Below are 22,060 nucleotides of genomic sequence, written 5' to 3' on the forward strand. Positions count from 1 at the left end.
GTGCAACAACTCTCAGATTCGGTGCCGGCGCACTGGGCCGACCCACAATGGTGGCGCTGAGCGCTGAGCAGCGGATCGGCCGGTGGTTCGGTAGGTGACCGGGATATCGATGCCGCCGACGGGCGGGCTGTCGGCGACGCGGACGGTCGCACCGTCGTAGTCGGCCCGGTGTGCGGGGTCACGCAGCAGGGCATACGCGGCCAACACGTCCCGCAGATGTTCGTCGGCGCGTCGCGCGGACGGGGTGTCACGAGTGTCGGGGTGATGTGCGCGGAGCCGGCTGCGGTAAGCGTGGGTGATCTCGGCCTGGGTTGCGCTCGGCGACACCGCCAACACCAGGTAGGGATCGAAACGTTCCCGCACCATCTCTGGTACCTCCGACAGTGAAACGCGGTGGCTCCCGATGCGGCCCGGGAGCCACCGCACGAGACGGTCCATCCGGAGGTGTCGGCGAGATGGGCCGTCGGGTTCGCTTGCGGACTGCTTCTTTGTGATGATGCCCGAGCGGCCGGCAGGAACGGCTACCAGAGGAGCCATCTCGCGGCCTGCCCGGGCTTGGCAACGACGGTGTCACGGTCCACTTCGATGTGCCACCGCAAGTGGCAGTGCGTACGCGATCGACTCGTCGAACTGAAGTCGGCCGCGGTGACGCGCCATAGGAATCTTCGTGGGCCGACGCGATGTCAGTTGCCGTGGACATCATCGGACATCATCGCCTGGGCCATCACCTCCCTTGTGGCTCAGCATCGTTGACGAACATCTCTTTCGACGGAGGCGACCGCTGGGTCGCCCATACCGGCATCGCAGGCCATCGCCGCGGTGACCGCCCACGACGGTCGTCTGGCATCGATTGGCCTGACCAACGACGTGCGATGGTCGCCACCCTGACGCGAGGTTGGACGGGCCGGGGCGCAGGCTTTTCGGATCGGAGGTCGGCAATCTTTAAGTCCCACAGGGCTTCTTCCTGCTGTAGGCGCATCCACTCGGCCTCCACGATCGCCGCCGCCTCTTCGACCAGGCTGGTTGCCCCTTGGGTGTCGGTCGCCATCTCACTCACCCCCTTCCCCGAAAGCTTCGCGCCCCGGCCCAGCGGTCAGGTGGACCGTCGTCAGGCGTTGATCGCGTGCTTCTCCTCGCTGCTGGCGACCTTGATACGGCGCGGCTTGGCCTTCTCGGCCACCGGGATGGCCAACCGCAATACGCCGCCGGTGTAGCTGGCCTGGATCTGATCGGTGTCGAGGGTCTCGCCAAGGAACAACTGGCGGCTGAAAACTCCGCGCGGCCGCTCGGCAGAGACCATTTCCCGGTCGGAATCCAGGTCAGGTCGCGTGGCGTGCACGGTGAGCACATTGCGCTCGACGTCGAGGTTCAGCGATTCCTCGTCGACGCCGGGCAGGTCGAACTCCACGATGAACTTGTCGCCTTCACGCCAGGCATCCATCGGCATCACGGCTGGCCGCGCGGCGGTGCCGAGCACCTGCTGGGCGAGGCGATCAAAGTCACGGAACGGATCGGAACGCATCAACATGATCTTCCCTCCTAACCCATAATGGCTGTGTAGCAATCTGTGTCGACTGCCATAGATTTCTTATAGCACAAACCGGAGATCTGTGCAAGGATGATCCGGCCATATCGATGAGGAATCGGGGAGTCATTGTCGAGCGATTCAGAGCCGCGGTCCGCGCGTGGCGTGTACGGCATCTCGGTGGCCGCGGAGCTGAGCGGACTCGATCCTCAGACACTGCGGCTCTATGAGCGGCGCGGACTGCTCACCCCTGCGCGCACGGACGGTGGCACCCGCCGGTACAGCGAAGAGGATCTCGATCGTCTGCGGCAGATCAGCGACCTCGTCGCGCAGGGCATCAACATCGCCGGGGTAGCCGAGATCCTCCACCTGCAACGACGCAACAGTGAACTCGAGTCAGACAACAGCCGTCTGGAATCTGAAAACGCCAGACTGCGGTCCGAAGAGCCGGCCACCACAGGGAAGCGGACGGGAAAGCGATAGCTCACCGGCCGACCGCGTGGCGGCCCACGTCCACCTAAAACAGCGACAGCTGCCGGGTGTCCCCGTCGCCGAACTTCTGCGGAACCGGCCGCTGTCGCACACGCACCGGCCACCAGAACCAGCGTCCGAGCAAGTCAGCATCGACGGAGTCACCCCGTTTTGACGGGCTCGGGCCTGCAACTCCGTGCAATTAGCGCTCAAGCCCGCTTCATCGTCAGTAACGCGGCGAGTTCTTCGCGGCTCGCCGTACCGGTCTTCGCCATTGCCCGATAAATGTGTCCCTCGACGGTGCGCGTCGAAAGGGTAAGCCGTTCGGCCACATCGCGACTCGACATGCCCTGGCTGATCAACAACACGATCTCGCGTTCCCGGTCGGTTATCGGAATCGGCTCTCGTGCCTGCCTCAGCGTCGGCGTATCGGCCCCGCATTGATCCGCCAACGACTCCGCCCGCGCCGCGCATCCCAGCGCCGAACCGCGTAGCTCGCCCCGGCGATATGCCACTGCCGCGTGCGCCGCGGCATCCACGGCCGCCACGCCGTCGCGCAGCTGCTCGAAACCCTCTGACGCCGTGGCCAACTCGGCACCGTCGCAGTGGTGCAATGCGTTCGCGAACCGCAGCACGGCACCGATGCGCGACCCCTCAACAGTCCCTTCGAGCTCCTGGAGCCGCATCACGCAAGACCGGTCTCCGAACTGTGCCGCCATCTGCAGGCACACCACCTCGGCCGCGAATCGGCCATTCACTGCGGCCATGTCGGCCGCCGCCCTCGACATCGCGACGGCCTCGCTGACCGCGCCCTGCCCCGCCGTCACCCACGCCGCAGCCACGCTCTTCTCGTAGTCCAGCCTTCGGAACGGTCGCCGCACCGATTCGAGCTCCTCGAGCACGGCCTGCGCCTCGCGCCATCGGCCACGCATCGCCAGCGCCGTCGCCCGAGGAATGCCGTACCGGTACCCCCACCCTTGTGCATGGCCCGTCGCGCTCAGCGCACCCGCCGCCTGCTCCAACAACTCGCACGCCTCGACCAGTCGGCCCGAACCAAGCGCTGCTCGACCCGCAATCGCCGGACCGAGCAGATGCGCCGTCCCCGGAAGGTCCGCCGCCTGGCCTCGCGCCCACTCCGCCACCTCGACCGCCTCGCTTACGCGTCCCGCCAGTAGCAGCGCGGTCACATGCGAGTCCGCGATGTTGAATCGCATATGCGGAGCATCCGAACATCGCACCGCGATCTCGTAGCCCGCCTCCGCCGCGGTCACCGCGTCCGACGTCCGTCCCGCGTCGGCGTACATCGTCGCCAAAGCCCACGCCGTCTCGGCGCCGACGACCGGCGGTAACTCGTCGAGCACCAAGTCCTCGAGCACCCCCAGCGCCTCACCCGGCCGGTCGACCGCGAACAGATAAACCCCGCGGACGGCTTCGATGCTCGCCTGCGCCGGCCCCATTCCCACTCGGGCAGCGCCCGCAGTGATCACCGCTTCAGCGCGACCCGGCTCCGCGAGCGCCCACAGCAGGTTGCTCGCCCTCAGATAGGTAAGCCGCGCGTGCTCCTCATCGGACAACTCCGCGATCGGGACGTCGGCCAGTACCTCCTCGGCCGCCTCGCCCAAGCCCTGCCAGGACAACGCATGTCCGCGGACGAACATCGCCTCGGCTCCGCCGTCTGCGCGCCCCGCCGCCTTCGCCAACCGGTCGGCGAGAGCCAGATCGCCCATCGCTATCGCGGCCCGGGCCGCGCTGAGAAGCAGGTCGACGTCTGGATCGAGGTTCGAGTCAAGGCTCAGCGCACCGCGTCGAACCAGCACCCGCACGTCGTCTCGGGTGTCTGCCGTCGCCAATTCTTCGGCCAGTTCACCGCGCAGCCGCCGCAACCGCGTCTGCGCCGCCGTCCTCCGTCGCACCTCGCCGTACACCGGATGCGCCAACCACACCTCGACACGATCGTCGACATCGCCGAGCCTGATCAGCCCCCGCAGATCGGCCTGCTCGACCGCCTCGGTGGATGCGATGCGATGGAGCATCGCCAGCTCGACCGGCTCACCGACCGCGAGCGCATCAACGGCGTCGGCCACCGCGACCGGCAGGTCACCGATGCGGGATTCCACCAACTCGACGAGACCCGGCGGCACGACGGGCTCGCCGCTCCACTGCCAGTAGCCGCTGCTGTTCACCAGCCGCTCGTCGGCGACCGCCTGCTCGACGATGTGCCGCAGATACAACGTGTTGCCGCGGGTCAGCTTCCACAGGCTGCTCACCGTCCCGGGATCGACCGGCCCGGCCAACGTGGCCGACAGCAGCTCCGACGTGGACTCGCCCGACAGCGCCTGCAAATCGACGCGGTCGAACTGTCCGAGATGCAAAAGCTCATGTACCCCAACAGGAATCGGCACATCGTCACGCTCGGTCAACAGCACCTTGGCCACACCCCGCTGAACGATCTGCTGGAGCACGAACATCGACAGATCATCGAGCAGGTGCGGATCGTCGACACCGACGATGACAGGCGCCGCCGACGCCGCCGCCGTCAGCGACTCGATCACCTCACACACCAGGTGCAGGCTGTCGCCGCCTGACAATCCCGCCCACGACGCCAACGCGCCGAGCGGCAGATTCCGACCGCACGACGTGCCGAACACCCATCGCACCTCGCTGCCGGACGACGCAGCTGCGTTCAATGCCTCGCGCGCGACCCGGCTCTTGCCGACCCCTGACGGACCACAGATCACGGCCCCGGACGTGTTCGGGTCCGAGAGCGCGGCGTCGACGACCCGCATCTCCCTGGACCGCCCAACCAACGGCCACGCCAACCGCATGTGTTCAGCCTAAAAGACCAGGTGAACGCCGCGCGGCTGAACGAAGGACCTGATAAGTACCCGATGTCGCCGGATGACCCGAATTTGAGTAGTCGTCTACTCATCCCGGCACCGGACACGGGGGCGAATATCGACGTAACTGCTACGTCAATTGCATCCATGGGGGAGACGAAGATGAGCAATCATGGGTTTGCTCCTCAAGTCACCGGGGCGAAGCGGGTGGGCATGTGGTGATCGCAACGGGCTCTCCTCTCGCGCTGGACGCGCGCGCATCCCGCGCGTGGCTCCGACGTTTCGCCCGCACGACGCCAGGCGTGGTCGTCGTGATCGCCGTCGTCGTCGCAGCGTCCTGCATCCTCGCCGGCGTCCTCTCCGCCGCCGCGCTCAACGGGCGGATCGCCGAGCAGAAGGCCGTTCTGGACCGATCCGAGCCGTTCGCCTACGCGGCCCAGAATCTCTACGCCGCATCGTCTGCGGCCGACGCGGCGGCGGCCACGGCGTTTCTCTCCGGCGGCGACCAGACACCCTTGATGCGCGCGCGATATCAACAGGCGCTCGCCGCGGCCGCGTCCGCGCTGGCCGACGCGACCGCGGGGGCGCCCGACGCCGACACCCGCAGAGAACTCGCCCAGGTGTCGGCGAACCTCGCCACCTACGCCGGGCTCGTCGAGGCGGCGCGCGCCAACAACGTGCAGGGCTTGCCGATTGGATCGGCCTATCTGCGCGAGGCCTCGTCGTGGATGCAGAACAATCTGCTGCCCGGCGCCGAGAAGATCTACGCCGCCGACCTCGCCCGCGTCGACGACGCGCAGCGCCGCGTCGGATCGCTGCCGAAGGCCGGTCTCGCGCTGCTCGCGTGCGCCCTGGCGGCGACCGCCGTCGGCTCGGCGATCATGTTCCGGCGCACCAACAGACGCTTCAACCTCGGACTCCTCGTCGCAGCGGTCCTCGGCGTCCTCGTGTTTGTCGCGATCATCGGGTCCGTCCGCCTCGCCGCCGCCGACATCGAACGCGGCCGCATCGAGGGCACCGCGAGGTTCGGTCAACTCGCCGAAGCCCGCATCCTCGCCCAGCAGGCCCGCACCGACGAGACCCTGCAACTCATCACCCGCGGCGACATCACCGCCAGCGAGAAGTCGTTCGACGGGCACATCGACGACCTCGTCGCGCGAATCGGGTCCAGCTCACCGGCGGCGACCGAGGCCGTCGAGATGTGGGTAGCCAGCCACCGCAGGCAGGTCGACGCCTATCGCGCCGGCGACTACCAGGAAGCGGTCGCGCAGGCGCTCGGCACTGACACAGGCGCATCCGGCGCTCAGTTCGCCGCCGTCGAGGCGAGCCTGCGCGACGCGATCGAGCAGTCCCGCGCCACCATGCGCGGCTACGTCGCCGACGCGGGGCGCTACCTGGCGTGGACTCCGACGGCGACGCTCGCGTTGATGACGCTGGCGGCGGCGGCCGCGGTCGTCGGACTGTGGCCCCGGCTGCGGGAGTTTCTGTGAACACGCGCGCCGTGGCAGTTGTGGTCGCAGTCGTCGCGGCGCTGGCCGGATGCGGGGCGTCGCCGACGCCGCCTGCATCGGTGACGGTCGCGCCCGCACCGGTGAGACCGGCAGGCGCGCAGGAGATCACCGTCGCGCCGAAGCCGGAGAAAGCCGACTGCGGCGATCGCGAAGCGAGCCTCAGCCCTGGCGCGCAACCGGCGCCGGGCGCCATGCCCGCCGGGTCGACGATGGCGTCGATCCAGGAGCGCGGACGGCTCATCGTCGGCGTCGACCAGAACACGTTCATGTTCGGCTACCGCGACCCGTCGTCGGGTCAGCTCGAGGGCTTCGACATCGACCTCGCCCGCGAGATCGCGGACCGCATCTTCGGCGACCCGAACCGCATCGAGCTTCAGGTGGTCGAAGCCAACCAGCGAGAGGCCGCGCTGAAATCCGGTCAGGTCGACCTCATCGTCCGGACCTTCTCGATCACCTGCGAACGCAGAGCGGAGGTCGACTTCTCCACCACCTACTTCTATGCATACCAGAGGATCCTCACCCGCGAGGGCTCGCGAATCCGTTCTGCCGCCGACCTTGCCGGTAAGCGGGTGTGTTCCGTGTCGGGCACGACATCGCTGAACCGGGTCTTCGAGCTGAATCCGAGGCCGACTCTGATCGGTGTCACTAGCTGGACCGACTGTCTGTTGATGATGCAGCAGGGCCAGGTCGACGCGATCAGCACCGACGACGTCGTGCTCAAAGGCCTTGCGCGGCAGGATCCGGCTGTCGACGTGGTCGGCGACAGCCTCGGCGTCGAGCCTTACGGCGTCGGGGTGCGAAAAGGCAACGACGATCTGGTTCGATTCGTCAACGGTGTCCTCGAGGACGTTCGGAAAGACGGCACCTGGGAGCGGCTCTATGACCGGTGGCTGCGAAGCCTCGGGCCTTCGCCGGGTCCGCCGTCGCCGAGGTACCGGGACTGACCATGACGTGCGCTGAACTCGATTGCGGGGGGACGGTCGTCGACGGCTATTGCGACGTCTGCGGCACGGCACCCGCCGCGAAACCGCAGTCGAAGGTGTTGACCGCGACAGCACCCATGGCGTCGACGCCCCGGTCTCGCGGGTCTGCCCGAACCGGGTCGTCGAAGTCGGTAGGCACGCGCGGACGCCTCGGCGCTGGCGTCGTTGACATACCGCCGGTGCCGAGAGGCAATCCGGCGAAGGCGATCCTGACCGATCCGCAGGTTCCCGAGAACCAGCGCTTCTGCGGCAACTCCGAGTGCGGCCAACCCGTCGGGCGCGCCCGCGGCGACAGTCCAGGTCGTGCAGAGGGCTATTGCAAGGCGTGCGGCACCGCGTACTTCTTCGTGCCGAAACTTTCTCGCGGTGACCTGGTCGGCGGACAGTACGAGGTGCGCGGCGCCATCGCGCACGGCGGCCTCGGGTGGATCTATCTGGCGATCGACCGCAACGTGCACAACCGTTGGGTCGTGCTCAAGGGCTTGGTGAATTCGGCCGACGCTGACGCCATGGCCACCGCGGAAGCCGAAGCGCTCGCCCTGGCCGAGGTCGAACATCCCAACATCGTCCGCATCCACAACTTCGTCGAGCACAAGGATGCCGCAGGCACGGCGATGGGCTACATCGTCATGGAGTATGTCGGTGGCACGTCGCTGAAACAGATCCGCAAGGCGGCGGGCGGCCCCCTCTCACCCGCACAGGCGGTCGCCTACATCGTCGAGATCGCTCCGGCACTGGGCTACCTTCACGAGGAGGGCCTCGCCTACTGTGACTTCAAGCCCGACAACGTGATGCAGAGCGACGAACAGCTCAAGCTGATCGACCTCGGCGCCACCGTCGCCATGGACGACCCCGATGCCGTCATTTACGGCACTCGCGGCTATCAGGCGCCCGAGATCTCGCGGACCGGACCGACCGTGGCCACCGACGTCTACACCGTCGGCCGCACGCTCGCTGTCCTCGTCATGGACGTTCCCCAGACGAACGGCCGCTTCGTCGAGCAGCTACCGGGGCCCGATGCGGTGCCGGTGTTTGCGCAGCACGAGTCGTTGTACCGCGCCATCCGCCGCGCCACCGACCCCGAACCCGCGAAGCGCTTTCCGTCCATGGGGGAGCTGGCCGACCAGTTGACCGGCGTCCTGCACGAGATCGCCGCCGCCGACAGGGGGCACCCGCAGCCGCGGCTGTCCACCCACTTCAGCCCGCAGCGCGCCATCTACGGGGTGGGCCGCGACGTGCCGCTGACGGTGTCTTCGGTGATCGCGGCGCTCGGTGTGCCCAGGGTCGACCCGAACGACCCCGGCGCCGCGCTGCTCGCGACGACGAGCGGCACCCCGCCCGGTCTGCTCGAGCAGACGCTCCACCATGCCGTCGGCGAGTCGAGCCAGCGCACCAACTCAGTCGAGGTGCTGCTGCGACTCGTCCGTGCATCGCTGGAACTCGGTGTCGCCGAGGATGCCCGCGCACGGCTTGGCCAGCTCGAATCCGTCATACCAGGAGACTGGCGGTTGACCTGGTACCGCGGTCAGTGCGCACTGTTGGACGGCGACTTCGACGCCGCAGCAGCCGATTTCGACGCGGTGCTCGATATGTTGCCCGGCGAGCTCGATCCGAAGCTCGCCGTGGCGGCAACCGCGGAGCTTCGCGGCGCGCATGCCGATGCGACCCGCTACTACGAGATGGTGTGGCGAACCAACCACACGTTCTACAGTGCGGCGTTCGGGCTGGCGCGGGAGCGTGCCCGTGCGGGGAACCGAGTGGGCGCGATCGAGACGCTCGATCAGATCACCCCCGCGTCGACGCATTACACGGCCGCCGGTACGGCGGGGATCGAGATCCTGCTCGACGGTCGAGCCGCGGGCGAACTCGACGATGCGGCACTACTCGACGCGGGCAAGCGCGCATCGTCGTTGACGATCGAGTCGGCTGCCAAGCGGGAGACGCTGCGACTTCAGGTCCTCAGCGCGGCGCTGGATTGGCTGCACGCCGGGAACACGCCGACGACGCCGCTGCTGCTCGGCTGCGACTTCGACGAGCATGGCATCCGGGTCGGGATGGAGCAGTGCTATCGCGCGCTGTCGCGTGAGACGACCGACGTGTGGGCCCGAATCAACCTGGTGGAAAAGGCCAATGCGGTCCGGCCGAGGACCAGACTATGAGCGGCGGGGAGGTGACGTGTATGCGATGCGGCGCGACGGCAGTGCACGATGACCGGTTCTGCGAACGTTGCGGCACCGTGCTGGTTCCCGTACGCCGGGTCGCCGTGCCCCGTGTCGCGCCCGACGAGCCTTCGGTGTGCGCCGACTGCGGTGACGGCACCTACGTCGACCAGTACTGCACCGGATGCGGTCAGCGGCGCGCCGAACCCGATCGCGATCAAGCCCGTCTCGGCGGCGTCGTGCTCGTCACCGACCGCGGGCTCGAACACCCGCGCAATGAGGACGCCGCGGCTGCGGGAGTTGTCTCCTACGAATCGCGCCAAGCGATCGCCGTGGCCCTATGTGACGGGGTCTCCACCTCGTCGGCGGCCGATACCGCGGCGAAGGCCGCGGCGACGGTCGGGGTGGCCGCGATGCTCAACGCGCTCGCCGCGTGCCGGGAACCGGAGGCGGCGGTGCTGGCGGGTCTGGCCGAAGCCGCCAAAGCGGCGGTAGCCGCAGGAAGCGGCACGGCGGATCGCGACATCGCAGCGTCGTGCACCTACGCGGCGGTCGCCGTCGCTCCGACGGCCGCGGGCACGGAGATCGCGGTCGGCAACGTGGGAGACAGCAGGGTGTACTGGATCCCCGACCCACCCGCACAGGCGAGATGTCTCACCATCGACGATTCCGTTGCGCAGGAACTGATCTCCGCGGGAGCCGCCGCCCAGTCGGACGTGGTGCAGTCCGGTGCGCACACTTTGACCAGATGGCTCGGTGCCGACGCCGGGCCGACACCGTGGTCGGAGTCCGGCGTCCGGCCGATCACCGTCGCCGAGCCGGGCGTGCTGCTGCTCTGCAGCGACGGGCTGTGGAACTACCTCCCCGACGCCGAGGACATCGCGAAGTTCTGCACAGGTAACGATGCAGCGGACGCGGCGCAGGCGCTCGTCGACCACGCGTTGAGCGCCGGGGGCAACGACAACATCACCGTTGCGGTGATTCCCATCGGAGGGCGGTCATGAGTTCGACGCAGCCGCAGCGTGTTTCGGACGTCACCGTCGACGTCGACCACAACCCCTACCTTGCCGACGGTAGCGGGCTCGTCGATGCGGTCGTGAGCGTTGCAGTCGGAGCCGACGTGGGCACCGACGAGCCGCCAGAACGGGTGGAGGCGATCATCGTCGACTGCTCCACCTCGATGAAGACGCCTGCGGGAAAGTTCGACGAAGCCAAGCGGGCGACGATCGCGGCGATCGACGAGATGACCGACGGCACGCTGTTCGCGATTGTCGCGGGCACCGAGAAAGCCACAGCTGTTTATCCCGCTGACGGGATGCCCGCACCGGCGAGCGACGCGACCAGATCCGCTGCCGCACAAGCCGTCACGAGCTTGACACCCAACGGCGGAACGGCGATCGGTAGGTGGCTCGCCCACATCCGTGGGATCGCCACACGGCGCCCCGGCGCGTTGACCCACGCGATCCTGTTGACCGACGGCAAGGACGAGCACGAAACCCCGGAGGAGCTGGGCCGGGAGATCAGCCTCAGCGAAGGCGAATTCGCCTGCGACTGCCGCGGAGTCGGCACCGACTGGCACGTCGAGGAACTTCGGTCCGTCTCGTCGGCCCTGATGGGCACCGTGGACATCGTCGCGGATCCGGCAGATCTCGCCGACGACTTCGCCTCGATGATCCGCGCCTCGATGGGCAAGTCGATCCCCGGACTGACCCTGCGGCTGTGGACCCCGGCCGGGGCTCGAGTCGCGTTCGTCAAGCAGGTTGCGCCGAGCGTGCAGGACCTGAGCGATCGACGCGTCGACGCCGGAAACCACTGCGGCGACTACCCGCTCGGCGCGTGGGGTCACGAGGAGCGCGACTACCACATTCAGGTCGAGGTGCAGCCGGCCGACGTCGGCCGCGAGAAGCTGGCCGCTCGCGTGACGGTCGTCGCGGGCGACGACCCTCTCGGCGAGGGACTGGTGAAGGCGATCTGGACCGCCGACACGGCGCTGTCGGCGCGGATCAGTGACCGGGTCGCGCACTACACCGGCCAGACTCAGCTCGCGCAGGCGGTCCTGGACGGTCTTGCGGCGCGCAGGAGCGGCGACCTGGTAACGGCGACAGCGAAGTTGCACCGCGCGATGGAACTCGCCGTCGAATCGGGGAACGACGGAACGGCCAAGCTGCTCAGGAAGTTCATCAAGGTGGACGAGCACACCGGCACCACGCGGCTGCGGCGCGACATCGCCGCGGCCGACGAGATGGCACTCGACGCGCGGTCGACGCGGACCGCACGCGCACGGAAGGAGCCTGCGGTCACACCGTCAGCCCCCGAACAGCCGGTCGAATGGACCGCCGTCGTCACCGCCGACAAGGACTACTACAAGCGCGTCATCGCCCGTGGCGGCCCGGACACCGTCGAGTTTCCCGAAGTCTTCCCGGCACGCCGAATCGTATTGCAGGACAGCACATTGATCGGGCGCAACAGTCGCAAACAAGGTGTCGAACCCGGAATCGACCTCGGCATCCACCCGATCGACCGCGGCGTTTCCACCCAGCACGCCGTGCTGCGGATCCGTGAATCGGGTCTGACGGTCACCGACCTCGGGTCGACGAACGGCACGAGCGTCAACGAGAGCGACGACCTGCTCGGCAACGGGCAGGAGACCCCGCTCGTCGACGGGGACCGCGTTCACGTCGGCGCCTGGACCACCATCACGGTCAACAAGTCCGAGAAGAGCCGGACATGACCGATATCGAACGCGAACTGCACGACGCGAAAGAGCAGTTGGCCGCGAGCAGCGAGATCCTCGCCGCACTCGGCCGCCATGCCTCCGATCCGAGCGCTGTCTGGGACACCGTGCTGGAATACGCCGCGCGGCTGTGCGGGGCGGCGGCGTCTCAGCTGTTCATTCGCGACGGCGACGTTTTCCGGCTGTCCCGGGTCTCCGACGAGACTCCCGAGGACTACCGCAGATATCTGATGACACACCCGATCGCGCGCAACCGGTCATCGACCGTCGGCCGTGCCGCCGAGGACAAGTGCACCGTCCAGATCGCCGACGTGCTCGCCGACGCCGACTACGGCCGCCTGGATCTGCAGCGGCTCGCCGGCTTTCGTACCCTGCTCTCCACACCGATGGTCCTGCAGGACGAGGTCGTCGGCGTGCTGGCGATGTGGCGCACCGACGTCGCGCCGTTCGACGACCGTGAACGCCGACTACTCGAGGAGTTCGCCGTTCAGGGCGCGGTCGTGCTGCGCCAGGTCGACCTGATGCGAGCCCTCGAGTCGCGCGGCGTCGAACTGGCGGACAAGGTCGAACAACTCGAGGCGCTGCGCGAGATCGACGAAGCCGTCGGCTCGAGCCTCGACCTCGACGAAGTCCTCGAACGCGTCGTCACCAACGCGGTGCGACTCATCAACCTCGGCTTCGGCGACATCACGCTCAACACCGAAGGCGGATCGATCCTCGAGTACGACGAGAAAACCGACTCCTTCCATGTCCGCGGCAGGTACGGCAGCAGCCCGACCCTGTGGGAACGTTTGCGGCACATCGTCATGGACAGCAGATCCAGCTTTATCGGCCGCAGTGCGCTGGCCGATCAGCCCCTCGAGATCCCCGACCTGGCGGCCGTCGATCGCGACGAGTTCCTCGACACCGTCTTCGGAGACGGCTGGCGATCGGTGCTCGCGGTCCCGATGATCGTCGGCGAGCAGATGATCGGTGTGCTGGTCGTCCGTCGTCGCGGCACCGGCGACTTCCCACCCGACGTCACCGAGCTGCTCGAAACCTTCGCAGGCCAGTCGGCGCTCGCCATCGTCAACGCCCGCCTGTACCGCGAGCTCGAGACCCAGAGCCGGGAGCTCGAGATCGCGAGCAATCACAAGTCGGAGTTCCTCGCGAGCATGTCCCACGAACTGCGGACACCGCTCAACGCCGTGATCGGGTTCTCGGAAGTACTGCTGGAGCGCATGTTCGGCGACATCAACGAGCGGCAGGAGGAGTACCTGCGCGACATCTGGAACTCGGGTCGTCATCTGCTCCAACTGTTGAACGAGATCCTTGACCTGTCCAAGGTCGAAGCGGGCCGAATGACGCTCGACCCGACCGTGTTCTCCGTCGCAGGCGCTCTTGAGTACACGTTGGCGATGGTGCGCGAGAGAGCCGCCGCGAATGCCATCACGATGTCGGTCGACATCGCCGATGAGGTCGGAGACATCGAGGCCGACGAGCTGCGGTTCAAACAGGTGGTCCTCAACCTGGTGTCGAACGCCGTCAAGTTCACACCCGACGGCGGCAAGGTGTGCGTCCACGCCCACCGGAACGACGCCGAGCTGATCGTCACGGTGACCGACACCGGTATCGGGGTTCCGCCCGAGGATCAGGAGAAGATCTTCGACTCCTTCCAGCAGGGTGGTCGCGGGCCCGCGAGGGAAGAGGGCACTGGACTGGGGTTGACGCTGTGCAGACGCATCGTCGGGTTGTTCGGCGGCCGCATGTGGCTGGAAAGCGCTGTCGGCGTGGGAAGTACGTTCGGTTTCGCGATACCGGCGGCGAGTCGGTCCACGGGATCGGCGATGATGCCGCAGGACGGTGAGTTCCCCGTCGTGGTCCTCGTCGACGACGACAGGGCCTCCCTGGACCTGATGTCCGCGTATCTCGACGATGTGCCGGTGCAGGTGGTCCGCGTCACCGACGGCGTCAGCGCACTCGATCTGATCCGCAAGGTGGTACCCGCCGCCGTCGTGCTCGACATCAAGCTGCCGAGGCTCGACGGCTGGCAGGTGCTCGCCGAGTTGAAAACCGACGGCGACACCGCCGCGGTACCCGTGATCGTCGCCTCCGTCGTCGACGACCGACCCAGGGGGCTGGCGCTCGGCGCCGCTGTGCAGCTTCTCAAGCCGTTGAGCCGCGACGACTTCGTCGACGCGCTGCGAACCGTCGGTGTGCTCAAAGACGGAAGGGGTGGTTGATGGATGACCCCGTAACGGTGCTGGCTGTGGACGACCAGTCGGTCAACCTCCGCCTCCTCGACGCCGTATTGACTCCCCGCGGACATCGCGTGCTCACCGCTTCGTCGGGAGCCGACGGACTCGCGTTGCTCGAGACCGAGGACATCGACATCGTCCTTCTCGACGTGGTGATGCCCGTGATGGACGGCTACGAAGTCTGCCGCCGGATCCGGTCTGACCCATCGACGGAATTCCTTCCCGTGGTGATGATCACGGCCAGCGGGAACGAGCAGCGACTCAACGCGCTGATGGCCGGCGCCGACGACTTCATCACCAAACCGTTCGACCAGAGCGAACTGCTGGCAAGGGTGGCGTCGCTGGCCCGCATCAAGCGCTACCACGACACCATCCGGCGGCAGGCAGCCGAGCTGGCCGCGTGGAACGCCGAACTCGAATCGCGCGTCGCGGAGCAGGTCGCCGAGCTGGAGCGGACCAGCCGGTTGCGCCGCTTTCTGTCACCGCAATTGGCCGACCTCGTCGTCAGCGACGAACACCTGCTGGAAAGCCACCGCCGCGAGATCGTGGTGCTCTTCGCCGACCTGCGGAACTTCACCCCGTTCGCCGAGACCAGCGAGCCCGAGGAAGTGATGGGGGTGCTCGCGGAGTACCACGGGGCGATGGGGTCGTTGATTCACGAGTATGGGGGAACGCTGGAGCGGTTCACCGGTGACGGCGCCATGGTGTTTTTCAACGATCCGATCCGCCAGGACGACGCCGCGGAGCGTGCCGTCCGGATGGCCCTGCGGATCCGCGATGCGGTGAACGTCCTCGCCGTCGGCTGGCGGCGACGGGGGCACGATCTGGCTCTCGGACAAGGGATCGCGCAGGGCTTCGCGACACTCGGCCGGATCGGCTTCGAAGGCCGCTTCGACTACGCCGCGATCGGCAGTGTCACCAACCTCGCCGCGCGCCTGTGCTCGGACGCGGGGCCCTGGGAGGTGCGTATCACCGACCGCGTTCTCGCCGCGATCGAGGACATGGCCGTCGCCGAACCCGTCGGCGACATGCAACCCAAGGGATTCAGCCGAACGGTACGAGTCCATAACATCCGCGAAATGAACGAGGTGAGCACATGACGCAACTCCAAGCCCCGAGCCGGACTCTGGGTCAACTCAACGAAGGCGACCGCTACGAAGCGTTCGACGGCCTGCAGCTGTCGATGGGTGACGCGTGGGACTCGATCCAGAAGAACCTCGAAGACGAATCCGTCGTCGTGGTCCCGTCGATCAGCATCGAGCGCACCACCGCGTCCAGCGGCACCGTGATGCAGGCGATGGAGGAACGCGCCCTGTTCCTGCTGCTGCTTCTGCGGCAGCCGCGGCTGCGGATGATCTACGTGACGTCGCAACCGATCTCCGAAGCGATCATCGAGTACTACCTCGGGCTGCTTCCCGGCGTCATCCCCAGCCACGCCCGCGCCCGACTCACGCTGGTGCCGGTCGGCGACGGGTCCCCGACATCGCTGAGCGCCAAGCTGTTGGCGCGTCCGAGGCTGCTGCGCGAAATCCGTTCGCTGATCCCGAATTCCGAACGCTGCCACCTGATTCCGTACAACACCACACCGCTGGAACGCGATGTCGCACTGTCACTCGGCATCCCGATGTACGGGGCCGACCCGCGGCTGGTCGACATGGGCAGCAAGACAGGCTGCCGTCGCATGTTCGAAGAGTGCGGGGTGCAGTATCCAATCGGCGCCGAGGATCTCCACTCGGTCGACGACATCGTCGCCGCCGTGAAGGGCATGCGTGCGCGCCGACCGTCGATGAAACACGCGATCGTCAAGATCAACGAGGGAGTGTCGGGGTCGGGCAATGCGTCGATGGACCTCGACGGACTGCCGGAACCCGGCGCCCCGGACGAGGCGGCGGCGATCGCCGATCGGTTGCAGCAGATCCGGCCGGAGGCCGAGGGCATGCCGGTGGACGTCTTCCTCGCCGCGTTCGCGAAGGACGGCGGAATCGTCGAGGAGCGGATCATCGGGGTCGAGTTGGAGAGCCCGAGCGTGCAGATGCGGGCCCTGCCCGACGGCACCGTGGAGTTGTTGTCCACGCACGATCAACTCCTCGGCGGTGCGAGCGGCCAGAAGTATCTTGGCTGTGTGTTTCCGGCAAATCAGGGCTACGCCGCCGCCATCGCCGAGCCCGCGATGGTCGTCGGACGCCACCTCGCGCAACGCGGCGTACTAGGCCGCTTCGCAGTCGATTTCGTGACCGTTAAGGACGAGAGCGGCGGCTGGACGCCGTACGCGATCGAGTTGAACCTCCGCAAAGGGGGAACCACCCACCCGTTCCTGACCCTGCAGTTTCTGTGCGGCGGGACCTACGACGGCGAGCGCGGCGTCTTCCTGACGCCGGAAGGGCTGAGCAAGTATCTGGTCGCGACCGACCACCTCGAGGACGACCGCCTCAAGGTGCTGACGGTAGACGACCTCTTCGACGTCGTCGTGCAGCACGGCATCCACTTCGACCAGTCGCGGCGTACCGGAGTGGTGTTCCACATGATCAGCTGCCTGACCGAATGCGGTCGCATCGGCATGACCGCCGTCGGTGACAGTCCCGAGGAGGCGTGGCGGCTGTATCAGGAGGCGGAGACGGTGCTGCTGCGTGAGGCGGATCTGGCGCTGCAGGAAGAGGCGGTCATTCGCTAGGCCTGTCCGAAAGACGTTGCGCGACCGCCCCGTACCGCTCAATGCGCTCCGGCTCGCTCAACGCGTTGTACAGCACAAGGCGCGTCGCGGTGTCGCCGTACTTCTCTCGCAGCGCGTCGGCCAGGCCGTCCCACGTCGACTCCGTCGCGAACGTCGCGATGTGCTCGTCGGTGATCTGCGCCGCCATGCCCGTGAAGTCGCCCGCCTTCTGCTTCTCCCTGATGCGCGCCGTCGTCCCCTCGAACCCCGCCTCGTCCCAGATGAACGCGTAGTTCGGCGTGCTCCCGTAGAAGCTCATGGACAACCGAACGCTCTCACGTTCCCTGTCCCGCTCCTCATCGCTGTCGCCGACGATCGTCATCACCGGGACGATCACCGCGATATCGCGCACCGATCGCCCCGACTTCGCCGCTCCCGCAGCCACATTCGGTACCACGTGCCGCGCGATGTATCCCGGCTCGCCCAACGGATGCACATGCACGCCGTCGGCGACCTCGCCGGCCATCCGCAGCATCCACGGGTTGACGGCCGCGATATCCACGGCAGGGTCCGGCGCATCGATCGGTCCCGCGCTCCACTGCGGCGTGATGAAGTCCAGGCTGTAGAAGTCGCCGTGGTGATCGAGCTTCCCCGTGCGGAACGCCGAGAAGCACGCCTTCACCGCGCGCACGTAGTCCCGCAACCGCGGGCCCGGATGCTCGAACTCCACCCCGTACCGCCGCACCACATGCCTGCGCACCTGCGTGCCAAGGCCCAGCCGGAAGTTTCCGCCCGTCGCCTCCTGCAACTCCCACGCCTCCGCCGCGGTTACGAACGGGCTCCGCGGGAACGCCACCGCCACGCCCGTCGACAGCTCCAGCCCCGGCGCCGCCTGCGACGCCACCGCCGCGTTGAGGTACGCCGTCCGCCCCGTCTCGGTGAACAGCAGCCCCGAGAAGCCCGCCTTCTGCACATTGCTGGCCAGATCAGACACTTTGCCAAGCGGCTGCGGCACCGTCATCGCGTCGACTTGCACGCCCGAACAGTACGCCCGCGCGGGTTCCCGACGTTGATCTTGACGGGTAATCTTCGCCGTGCCACACCAGGTCAACCCGAGAGGTGAGTCGCGGTGGATCTGAGAAAAGTAACAGGCGTCGTCGCGGGCGCAGCTGTCTTCTTCGGCTTCGGCGCCCCGGCGCCCGCGGCAGCTGCCGACGGCCACGTGTTCGGCCTGCAGCAGACCGTCGCCGACGCGGGCGGCGGCGAGATCGGCTACACCCTCACCAAGTTCCTTCCCAGTGGGGACGCGATCCCGTTCCCGGTGTCCGGCCGGCTCTACGAAGTCACCGTGCGCGCCGACGCACTGAACGGCATGCCGACACCGGCGATACCCGCGTTCAGTGCGCAGTCCGAAAGCGGGCAGAGCTACCCGGCCCTCGCAGGCGTCTTGACACCGCAGACCTTCAGCGGCGCAACCCTGCTGCCCGGCGGGCGTTCGACCGGCAAGGTCTACTTCGACGCGGTAGGAGAAGCGCCGACCAGCGTCGTCTACAACAACGCAGGCAACACCCTCACCTGGATCGAAGCGCCGACCGCGCCCGCAGAAGAAGAGCCCGCCGCCGAGGAAGAGGCGCCGGCCGAGGAGCCGCCCGCCGGCGGTGAGGAGGCACCGGCCGAATCGGAAGGCTCTGACAGCGGCGCCGCGGACACCGAGGCCAACGGCGACGTCGCCGCCGAGGAGGAAGGGTAAGGCGGCCATCGCTCGCCTGGTTTCATTGCGTGAATGCCGGGGTACCGCTCGCTTGACCACCTAATTCAGCAAGGGGGCGAGTCGAAGTGAAGATCAGGAAATTCGCGGGGGCGGTCGCGGCGTCGGCCGTGATGATCGGCGTCGGCGTGGTTCCGCCGGCATGGGCCACCAGCAACATCAAGGAATTCGGTGTCGAGGAGACCCTCAAGCACATCAACGGTCCGCTGATCGGCTACACGGTCACGGGGTTGATGCCCAGCAGCGATCCCGTCCCCTACCCGGCCGCCGGCCGACTCTACGAGGCCACCGTGCGGGCCAACGCGCTCGTCGGAACCGTCACGCCGGCGCCGAACCTGTTCAACGCCCGGGCCCTGAACGGCAACAACTACCGCTCCCTCCCGCCGACCAGCCTCAGCGCCGCACCGATCGGGCAGGGCGGCAGCACCACCGGCAAGGTGTACTTCGACGTGGTCGGTATGAACCCGAACAGCGTCGTGTTCAACAACGGCTTCGAAGACATCCTCGGCTGGATCCAACCTCCCGGGGTCGCGCCGGAGGCACTAGCACCCTCCGGCGGCGAGGGCGGTGGCGGCGGCGCCGAGGGCAGCGGTGGATCGACGGGTCCCAACCAGGCCAGCCCGGAGACCTCCGGCGGCGAGATCGGCGGCGGAGAAGAAGGCACCGAGGGCGGCGGCGGCAACCTGGATTCCGGTGGTGGTGCCTTGGCGCCCTCCGGCGACACCGGCGACTAACCGCAGACGGCGCGACTACGTGGGCCGCGCAGGCTGATTATCCGGTCGCCTGCGCGGCCTCAGCGCGCGGTGGACACCTTCGCCACCCACTTCAGGAACTCGTCCGCGGTGAACACCGGCTTGCCGTACTCCGACGCCTTGCGCGCCTTGCCCGACTGGCTGCCCGCCTCCGCCGTGACCAGGACCTCGCAGCGGGTTTTCGACACCGTCTTCACCGGCTTCAACCCCGCCGACTCCGCCAGCTCCTCCATCTCCCAGCGTTCGACGATGCGGCCCGCGTCGTCCTGTGCCGTCCCGGTGAAACAGATGCGCGCTCCCGGGACCAGGACGTCGGCAATATCGTCTCGCTGCAGAAACGTTGACTCCGAGACGATTTCGACGCCCAGGTACTGCGACGCCTCCCGCAGCCGCATGATCACGTCGGTCGGGAGCTGCGCGCGCGACGCGGCCACCCGCAGCTGATCGGCCACCGACTGCCTGGCCGCGGCGTGCCACGGTGTGTCAGAGGCATCGTGCAACGATGACGCCGTTGCTCCGCCCAACACCACTGCGCCGACATCGCGGCTGACCCGCAGCAGTGCCGACAGCCCCGGCAGGTGATCGGCGGAAGGCGTCGGCGCCGAGTGGTCCCGGCTGACCAACAGACCCGAAAGCGACTCTGCCGGTTCGGGTTCCTCGAACGCCGACGAGCCACCCTCTTGTTCGGCGCGAGCGTGCGCCTGCAGCGCCGACTGTGCGCGCTCCAGCGCCGTCCGCCCCGACACGCGTGCGCCACGCAGCTCGATGCCGAGCGGCATCACCGTGACGTAGCCAAGCCGCTTCAGCTCGAAGTCGATCAGCCCGAGCGTCTCGTCCACCCCGACACCCACCGGCGTGCAACCCGCGAGCATCGGCGCGATCACCGCCCACGCCTCCCGCAGCGTCGGCGCCAACAACACGTCGGACACGCTGATGCCGAATGCTTTCCGCGCATCCGCCAGGTCCCGCTGCGGGTTCACCAACGTGGAGATCGCCGTGCCGTCGTCGAACGCGACCGCCAGTTCGACCGGCCGCGGCCGCGACATCCGGCCCTCGTCACCCACCGTCAGCATCCCGAACGCGCAGTAGCGCCGCGCGCCGCCGTCGCTGACCGAGGTCCGCAGGAACCGTGCGATGCGCCGGTCGGTCTTCAGATCCTTCGGCAGCACAGGGCGTTTCAACACCAGGCCCGCCAACGACGTGCAGCGACTCAACGCCACATACAGTTGACCCGTCGAGAACATCCCACCGGTGAGGTCGACCACCAGGCGCTGAAGCGTCTGCCCCTGAGCCTTGTGAATGGTGATCGCCCACGCGAGCTTGAACGGCAGCTGCGTGTAGGCGCCGACCACCTCGCGAGTCAGCGTGCCGCCGCTGACCACCGGACGCGTCGCCTCCCAGGTGAACGGTGTCACGTCGGCGCCCGAGCCGTCCGCGAATTCGACCTCCACCACGACCCCGTACCGGTCGTAGCCCACCCCGACGACGCGGCCGATGGTGCCGTTGACCCACCTGCTGCCCTGATCGTTGTTGAGCATCATGATCTGTGCGCCGACCTTGAACCGCAGCGTCTCCTCGACCGGCGGGTCGAACAGCGACAGGTCGCCCGAGGCTCGGGCGTGGTGGACCAGTTCGTCGCCCGGCAGCCGTTCCAGGTGCTGACGGTTGCGTGCGGTCACCAGCCGGTTCGTCGGCGCCAGCGTCAGCCAGAACTCGTCGTCGGGCGGGACGAAGTCCTTGTCGGCGCGCGCGTTCAACTGTTCCTGCGCGTGGCCGAGCAGCACGCCTTCCCGAATCTCGTTGAGGATCGCGGTCATCCGGTCATCGCCGAGCTGCCGGAACACCGTAGAGAGCGCGACGGTGGGGAAGTCGTCGCGGCGGAAGCTGCGCGCCGAGAAGAAGTACGGCGTCTCATAACCTCGCGTGAAGGCCGCCGAAAAGAACCCAGCCTCATCCTCGGTGACGACTGGCGGCAGCTGGTAGAGGTCGCCGACGAGGACGATCTGCACTCCGCCGAACGGCGTTCCAGGCTCGGGGCCGAACCGGGACAGCGCCGAGGCCACCATGTCGAAGACGTCGGCGCGCACCATCGACGCCTCGTCGATGATCAACGTCTGCAGCGACGCCAGCGTCTTGGCGAAGCGGCCCGGCCGGTACTCGCCGCTGCGGACGTCGTCGAGCGTGGTCGTCGGGCGGAACCCGAACAGGCGGTGGATCGTGTAGCCGTCGACGTTCAAAGCGGCGATGCCCGTCGGCGCGACCACCACCACGTTGTGGTCGGTGTCGGCCATGAAGAGCCGGATCAATGTCGACTTCCCTGTGCCCGCCTTGCCGGTCAGGAAGACGTGCCTGCCGCCGCCAAGCAGTTCGAGCGCATGGCGGAACTCGTCGGTCAGGACGAGCCCGTGTGTACTCCCCGCCACCTGCACAGAT

Annotated in this window: 17 protein-coding genes; 11 read left to right on the forward strand and 6 right to left on the reverse strand. The window is 67.7% G+C overall.

Features of this window, described 5'->3' with window-relative positions; translation table 11 throughout:
• Positions 1 to 12: 12 nt before the first annotated feature.
• Positions 13 to 366 carry a J domain-containing protein gene (locus C6A82_RS04430; RefSeq protein ID WP_105341399.1) on the reverse strand — a complete coding sequence of 118 codons (354 nt, stop codon included), beginning with the start codon at positions 364 to 366 and terminating at the stop codon, positions 13 to 15.
• A gap of 742 nt (positions 367 to 1,108) precedes the next feature.
• Positions 1,109 to 1,528 (reverse strand): Hsp20 family protein, encoded by a 420-nt coding sequence (locus C6A82_RS04435; RefSeq protein ID WP_311101683.1) that lies wholly within the window; start codon positions 1,526 to 1,528, stop codon positions 1,109 to 1,111.
• Between the two features lie 126 nt (positions 1,529 to 1,654).
• On the opposite strand from C6A82_RS04435, the gene C6A82_RS04440 reads away from it, so the two are divergent.
• Positions 1,655 to 2,008 (forward strand): heat shock protein transcriptional repressor HspR, encoded by a 354-nt coding sequence (locus C6A82_RS04440; protein ID WP_105348515.1) that lies wholly within the window; start codon positions 1,655 to 1,657, stop codon positions 2,006 to 2,008.
• Positions 2,009 to 2,205: 197 nt separating this feature from the next.
• Here the strand turns inward: C6A82_RS04440 and C6A82_RS04445 are convergent, their stop codons facing one another.
• Positions 2,206 to 4,821, reverse strand: a complete 2,616-nt coding sequence (locus tag C6A82_RS04445; RefSeq protein ID WP_105348516.1) for a LuxR family transcriptional regulator — start codon at positions 4,819 to 4,821, stop codon at positions 2,206 to 2,208.
• 227 nt (positions 4,822 to 5,048) lie between these two features.
• Here C6A82_RS04445 and C6A82_RS04450 point away from each other — a divergent pair, with 227 nt between their 5' ends.
• Together C6A82_RS04450 and C6A82_RS04455 are read left to right on the forward strand one after the other, a co-directional pair.
• Complete coding sequence (locus tag C6A82_RS04450; protein ID WP_233217140.1) at positions 5,049 to 6,323, forward strand: hypothetical protein; 1,275 nt, start codon at positions 5,049 to 5,051, stop codon at positions 6,321 to 6,323.
• An 11-nt stretch (positions 6,324 to 6,334) separates the two neighbouring features.
• Entirely contained in the window at positions 6,335 to 7,288 is a 954-nt protein-coding gene (locus C6A82_RS04455) for a glutamate ABC transporter substrate-binding protein (protein ID WP_311101684.1), read from the forward strand.
• A 46-nt stretch (positions 7,289 to 7,334) separates the two neighbouring features.
• Here C6A82_RS04455 and C6A82_RS04460 read toward each other — a convergent pair whose 3' ends face one another.
• Positions 7,335 to 7,466, reverse strand: coding sequence for a hypothetical protein (locus tag C6A82_RS04460; RefSeq protein ID WP_255419275.1), 132 nt, complete (start codon positions 7,464 to 7,466; stop codon positions 7,335 to 7,337).
• Here C6A82_RS04460 and C6A82_RS04465 point away from each other — a divergent pair.
• Genes C6A82_RS04465 through C6A82_RS04490 form a run of 6 tightly spaced genes read left to right on the forward strand, consistent with a single transcriptional unit; the run spans position 7,405 to position 17,128 of the window.
• Entirely contained in the window at positions 7,405 to 9,486 is a 2,082-nt protein-coding gene (locus C6A82_RS04465; protein ID WP_233217142.1) for a serine/threonine-protein kinase, read from the forward strand. The genes C6A82_RS04460 and C6A82_RS04465 overlap by 62 nt on opposite strands.
• The gene (locus tag C6A82_RS04470) at positions 9,483 to 10,490 is read left to right on the forward strand and encodes a PP2C family serine/threonine-protein phosphatase (protein WP_233217141.1); all 1,008 of its coding nucleotides are present in this window, start codon (positions 9,483 to 9,485) and stop codon (positions 10,488 to 10,490) included. Before C6A82_RS04465 ends, C6A82_RS04470 begins: the two co-directional genes overlap by 4 nt.
• Positions 10,487 to 12,217, forward strand: a complete 1,731-nt coding sequence (locus C6A82_RS04475; RefSeq protein ID WP_158261668.1) for an FHA domain-containing protein — start codon at positions 10,487 to 10,489, stop codon at positions 12,215 to 12,217. Before C6A82_RS04470 ends, C6A82_RS04475 begins: the two co-directional genes overlap by 4 nt.
• A complete protein-coding gene (locus C6A82_RS04480) occupies positions 12,214 to 14,442 on the forward strand; it encodes an ATP-binding protein (RefSeq protein ID WP_105348522.1) in 2,229 nt (742 codons plus the stop codon). The genes C6A82_RS04475 and C6A82_RS04480 overlap by 4 nt, the downstream gene beginning before the upstream one ends.
• Entirely contained in the window at positions 14,442 to 15,557 is a 1,116-nt protein-coding gene (locus C6A82_RS04485; protein ID WP_105348523.1) for an adenylate/guanylate cyclase domain-containing protein, read from the forward strand. Before C6A82_RS04480 ends, C6A82_RS04485 begins: the two co-directional genes overlap by 1 nt.
• Positions 15,554 to 17,128: a peptide ligase PGM1-related protein gene (locus tag C6A82_RS04490; protein WP_105348525.1), complete on the forward strand. Its 1,575-nt coding sequence runs from the start codon at positions 15,554 to 15,556 to the stop codon at positions 17,126 to 17,128. The genes C6A82_RS04485 and C6A82_RS04490 overlap by 4 nt, the downstream gene beginning before the upstream one ends.
• On the opposite strand, the gene C6A82_RS04495 is transcribed toward C6A82_RS04490, so the two are convergent.
• Complete coding sequence (locus C6A82_RS04495) at positions 17,118 to 18,143, reverse strand: TIGR03617 family F420-dependent LLM class oxidoreductase (RefSeq protein WP_105348527.1); 1,026 nt, start codon at positions 18,141 to 18,143, stop codon at positions 17,118 to 17,120. The genes C6A82_RS04490 and C6A82_RS04495 overlap by 11 nt on opposite strands.
• A gap of 93 nt (positions 18,144 to 18,236) precedes the next feature.
• Between C6A82_RS04495 and C6A82_RS04500 the strand changes: the two genes are divergently transcribed.
• Together C6A82_RS04500 and C6A82_RS04505 are read left to right on the forward strand one after the other, a co-directional pair.
• Positions 18,237 to 18,857: a DUF1942 domain-containing protein gene (locus C6A82_RS04500; protein ID WP_105348529.1), complete on the forward strand. Its 621-nt coding sequence runs from the start codon at positions 18,237 to 18,239 to the stop codon at positions 18,855 to 18,857.
• 86 nt (positions 18,858 to 18,943) lie between these two features.
• Positions 18,944 to 19,609: a DUF1942 domain-containing protein gene (locus C6A82_RS04505; protein ID WP_255419273.1), complete on the forward strand. Its 666-nt coding sequence runs from the start codon at positions 18,944 to 18,946 to the stop codon at positions 19,607 to 19,609.
• A gap of 59 nt (positions 19,610 to 19,668) precedes the next feature.
• Here C6A82_RS04505 and C6A82_RS04510 read toward each other — a convergent pair whose 3' ends face one another.
• Complete coding sequence (locus tag C6A82_RS04510) at positions 19,669 to 22,050, reverse strand: AAA family ATPase (protein ID WP_105348551.1); 2,382 nt, start codon at positions 22,048 to 22,050, stop codon at positions 19,669 to 19,671.
• Positions 22,051 to 22,060 lie beyond the last annotated feature (10 nt).

The organism is Mycobacterium sp. ITM-2016-00318 (genome assembly GCF_002968285.2).
GTDB lineage: Bacteria > Actinomycetota > Actinomycetes > Mycobacteriales > Mycobacteriaceae > Mycobacterium.

Coding starts and splice junctions, on each gene's coding strand:
- C6A82_RS04430 (WP_105341399.1), bottom strand. CDS start 366: ATGGTGCGGGAACGTTTCGATCCCTACCTGGTGTTGGCGGTGTCGCCG.
- C6A82_RS04435 (WP_311101683.1), bottom strand. CDS start 1,528: ATGTTGATGCGTTCCGATCCGTTCCGTGACTTTGATCGCCTCGCCCAG.
- C6A82_RS04445 (WP_105348516.1), bottom strand. CDS start 4,821: ATGCGGTTGGCGTGGCCGTTGGTTGGGCGGTCCAGGGAGATGCGGGTC.
- C6A82_RS04465 (WP_233217142.1), top strand. CDS start 7,405: ATGGCGTCGACGCCCCGGTCTCGCGGGTCTGCCCGAACCGGGTCGTCG.
- C6A82_RS04470 (WP_233217141.1), top strand. CDS start 9,483: ATGAGCGGCGGGGAGGTGACGTGTATGCGATGCGGCGCGACGGCAGTG.
- C6A82_RS04475 (WP_158261668.1), top strand. CDS start 10,487: ATGAGTTCGACGCAGCCGCAGCGTGTTTCGGACGTCACCGTCGACGTC.
- C6A82_RS04480 (WP_105348522.1), top strand. CDS start 12,214: ATGACCGATATCGAACGCGAACTGCACGACGCGAAAGAGCAGTTGGCC.
- C6A82_RS04485 (WP_105348523.1), top strand. CDS start 14,442: ATGGATGACCCCGTAACGGTGCTGGCTGTGGACGACCAGTCGGTCAAC.
- C6A82_RS04490 (WP_105348525.1), top strand. CDS start 15,554: ATGACGCAACTCCAAGCCCCGAGCCGGACTCTGGGTCAACTCAACGAA.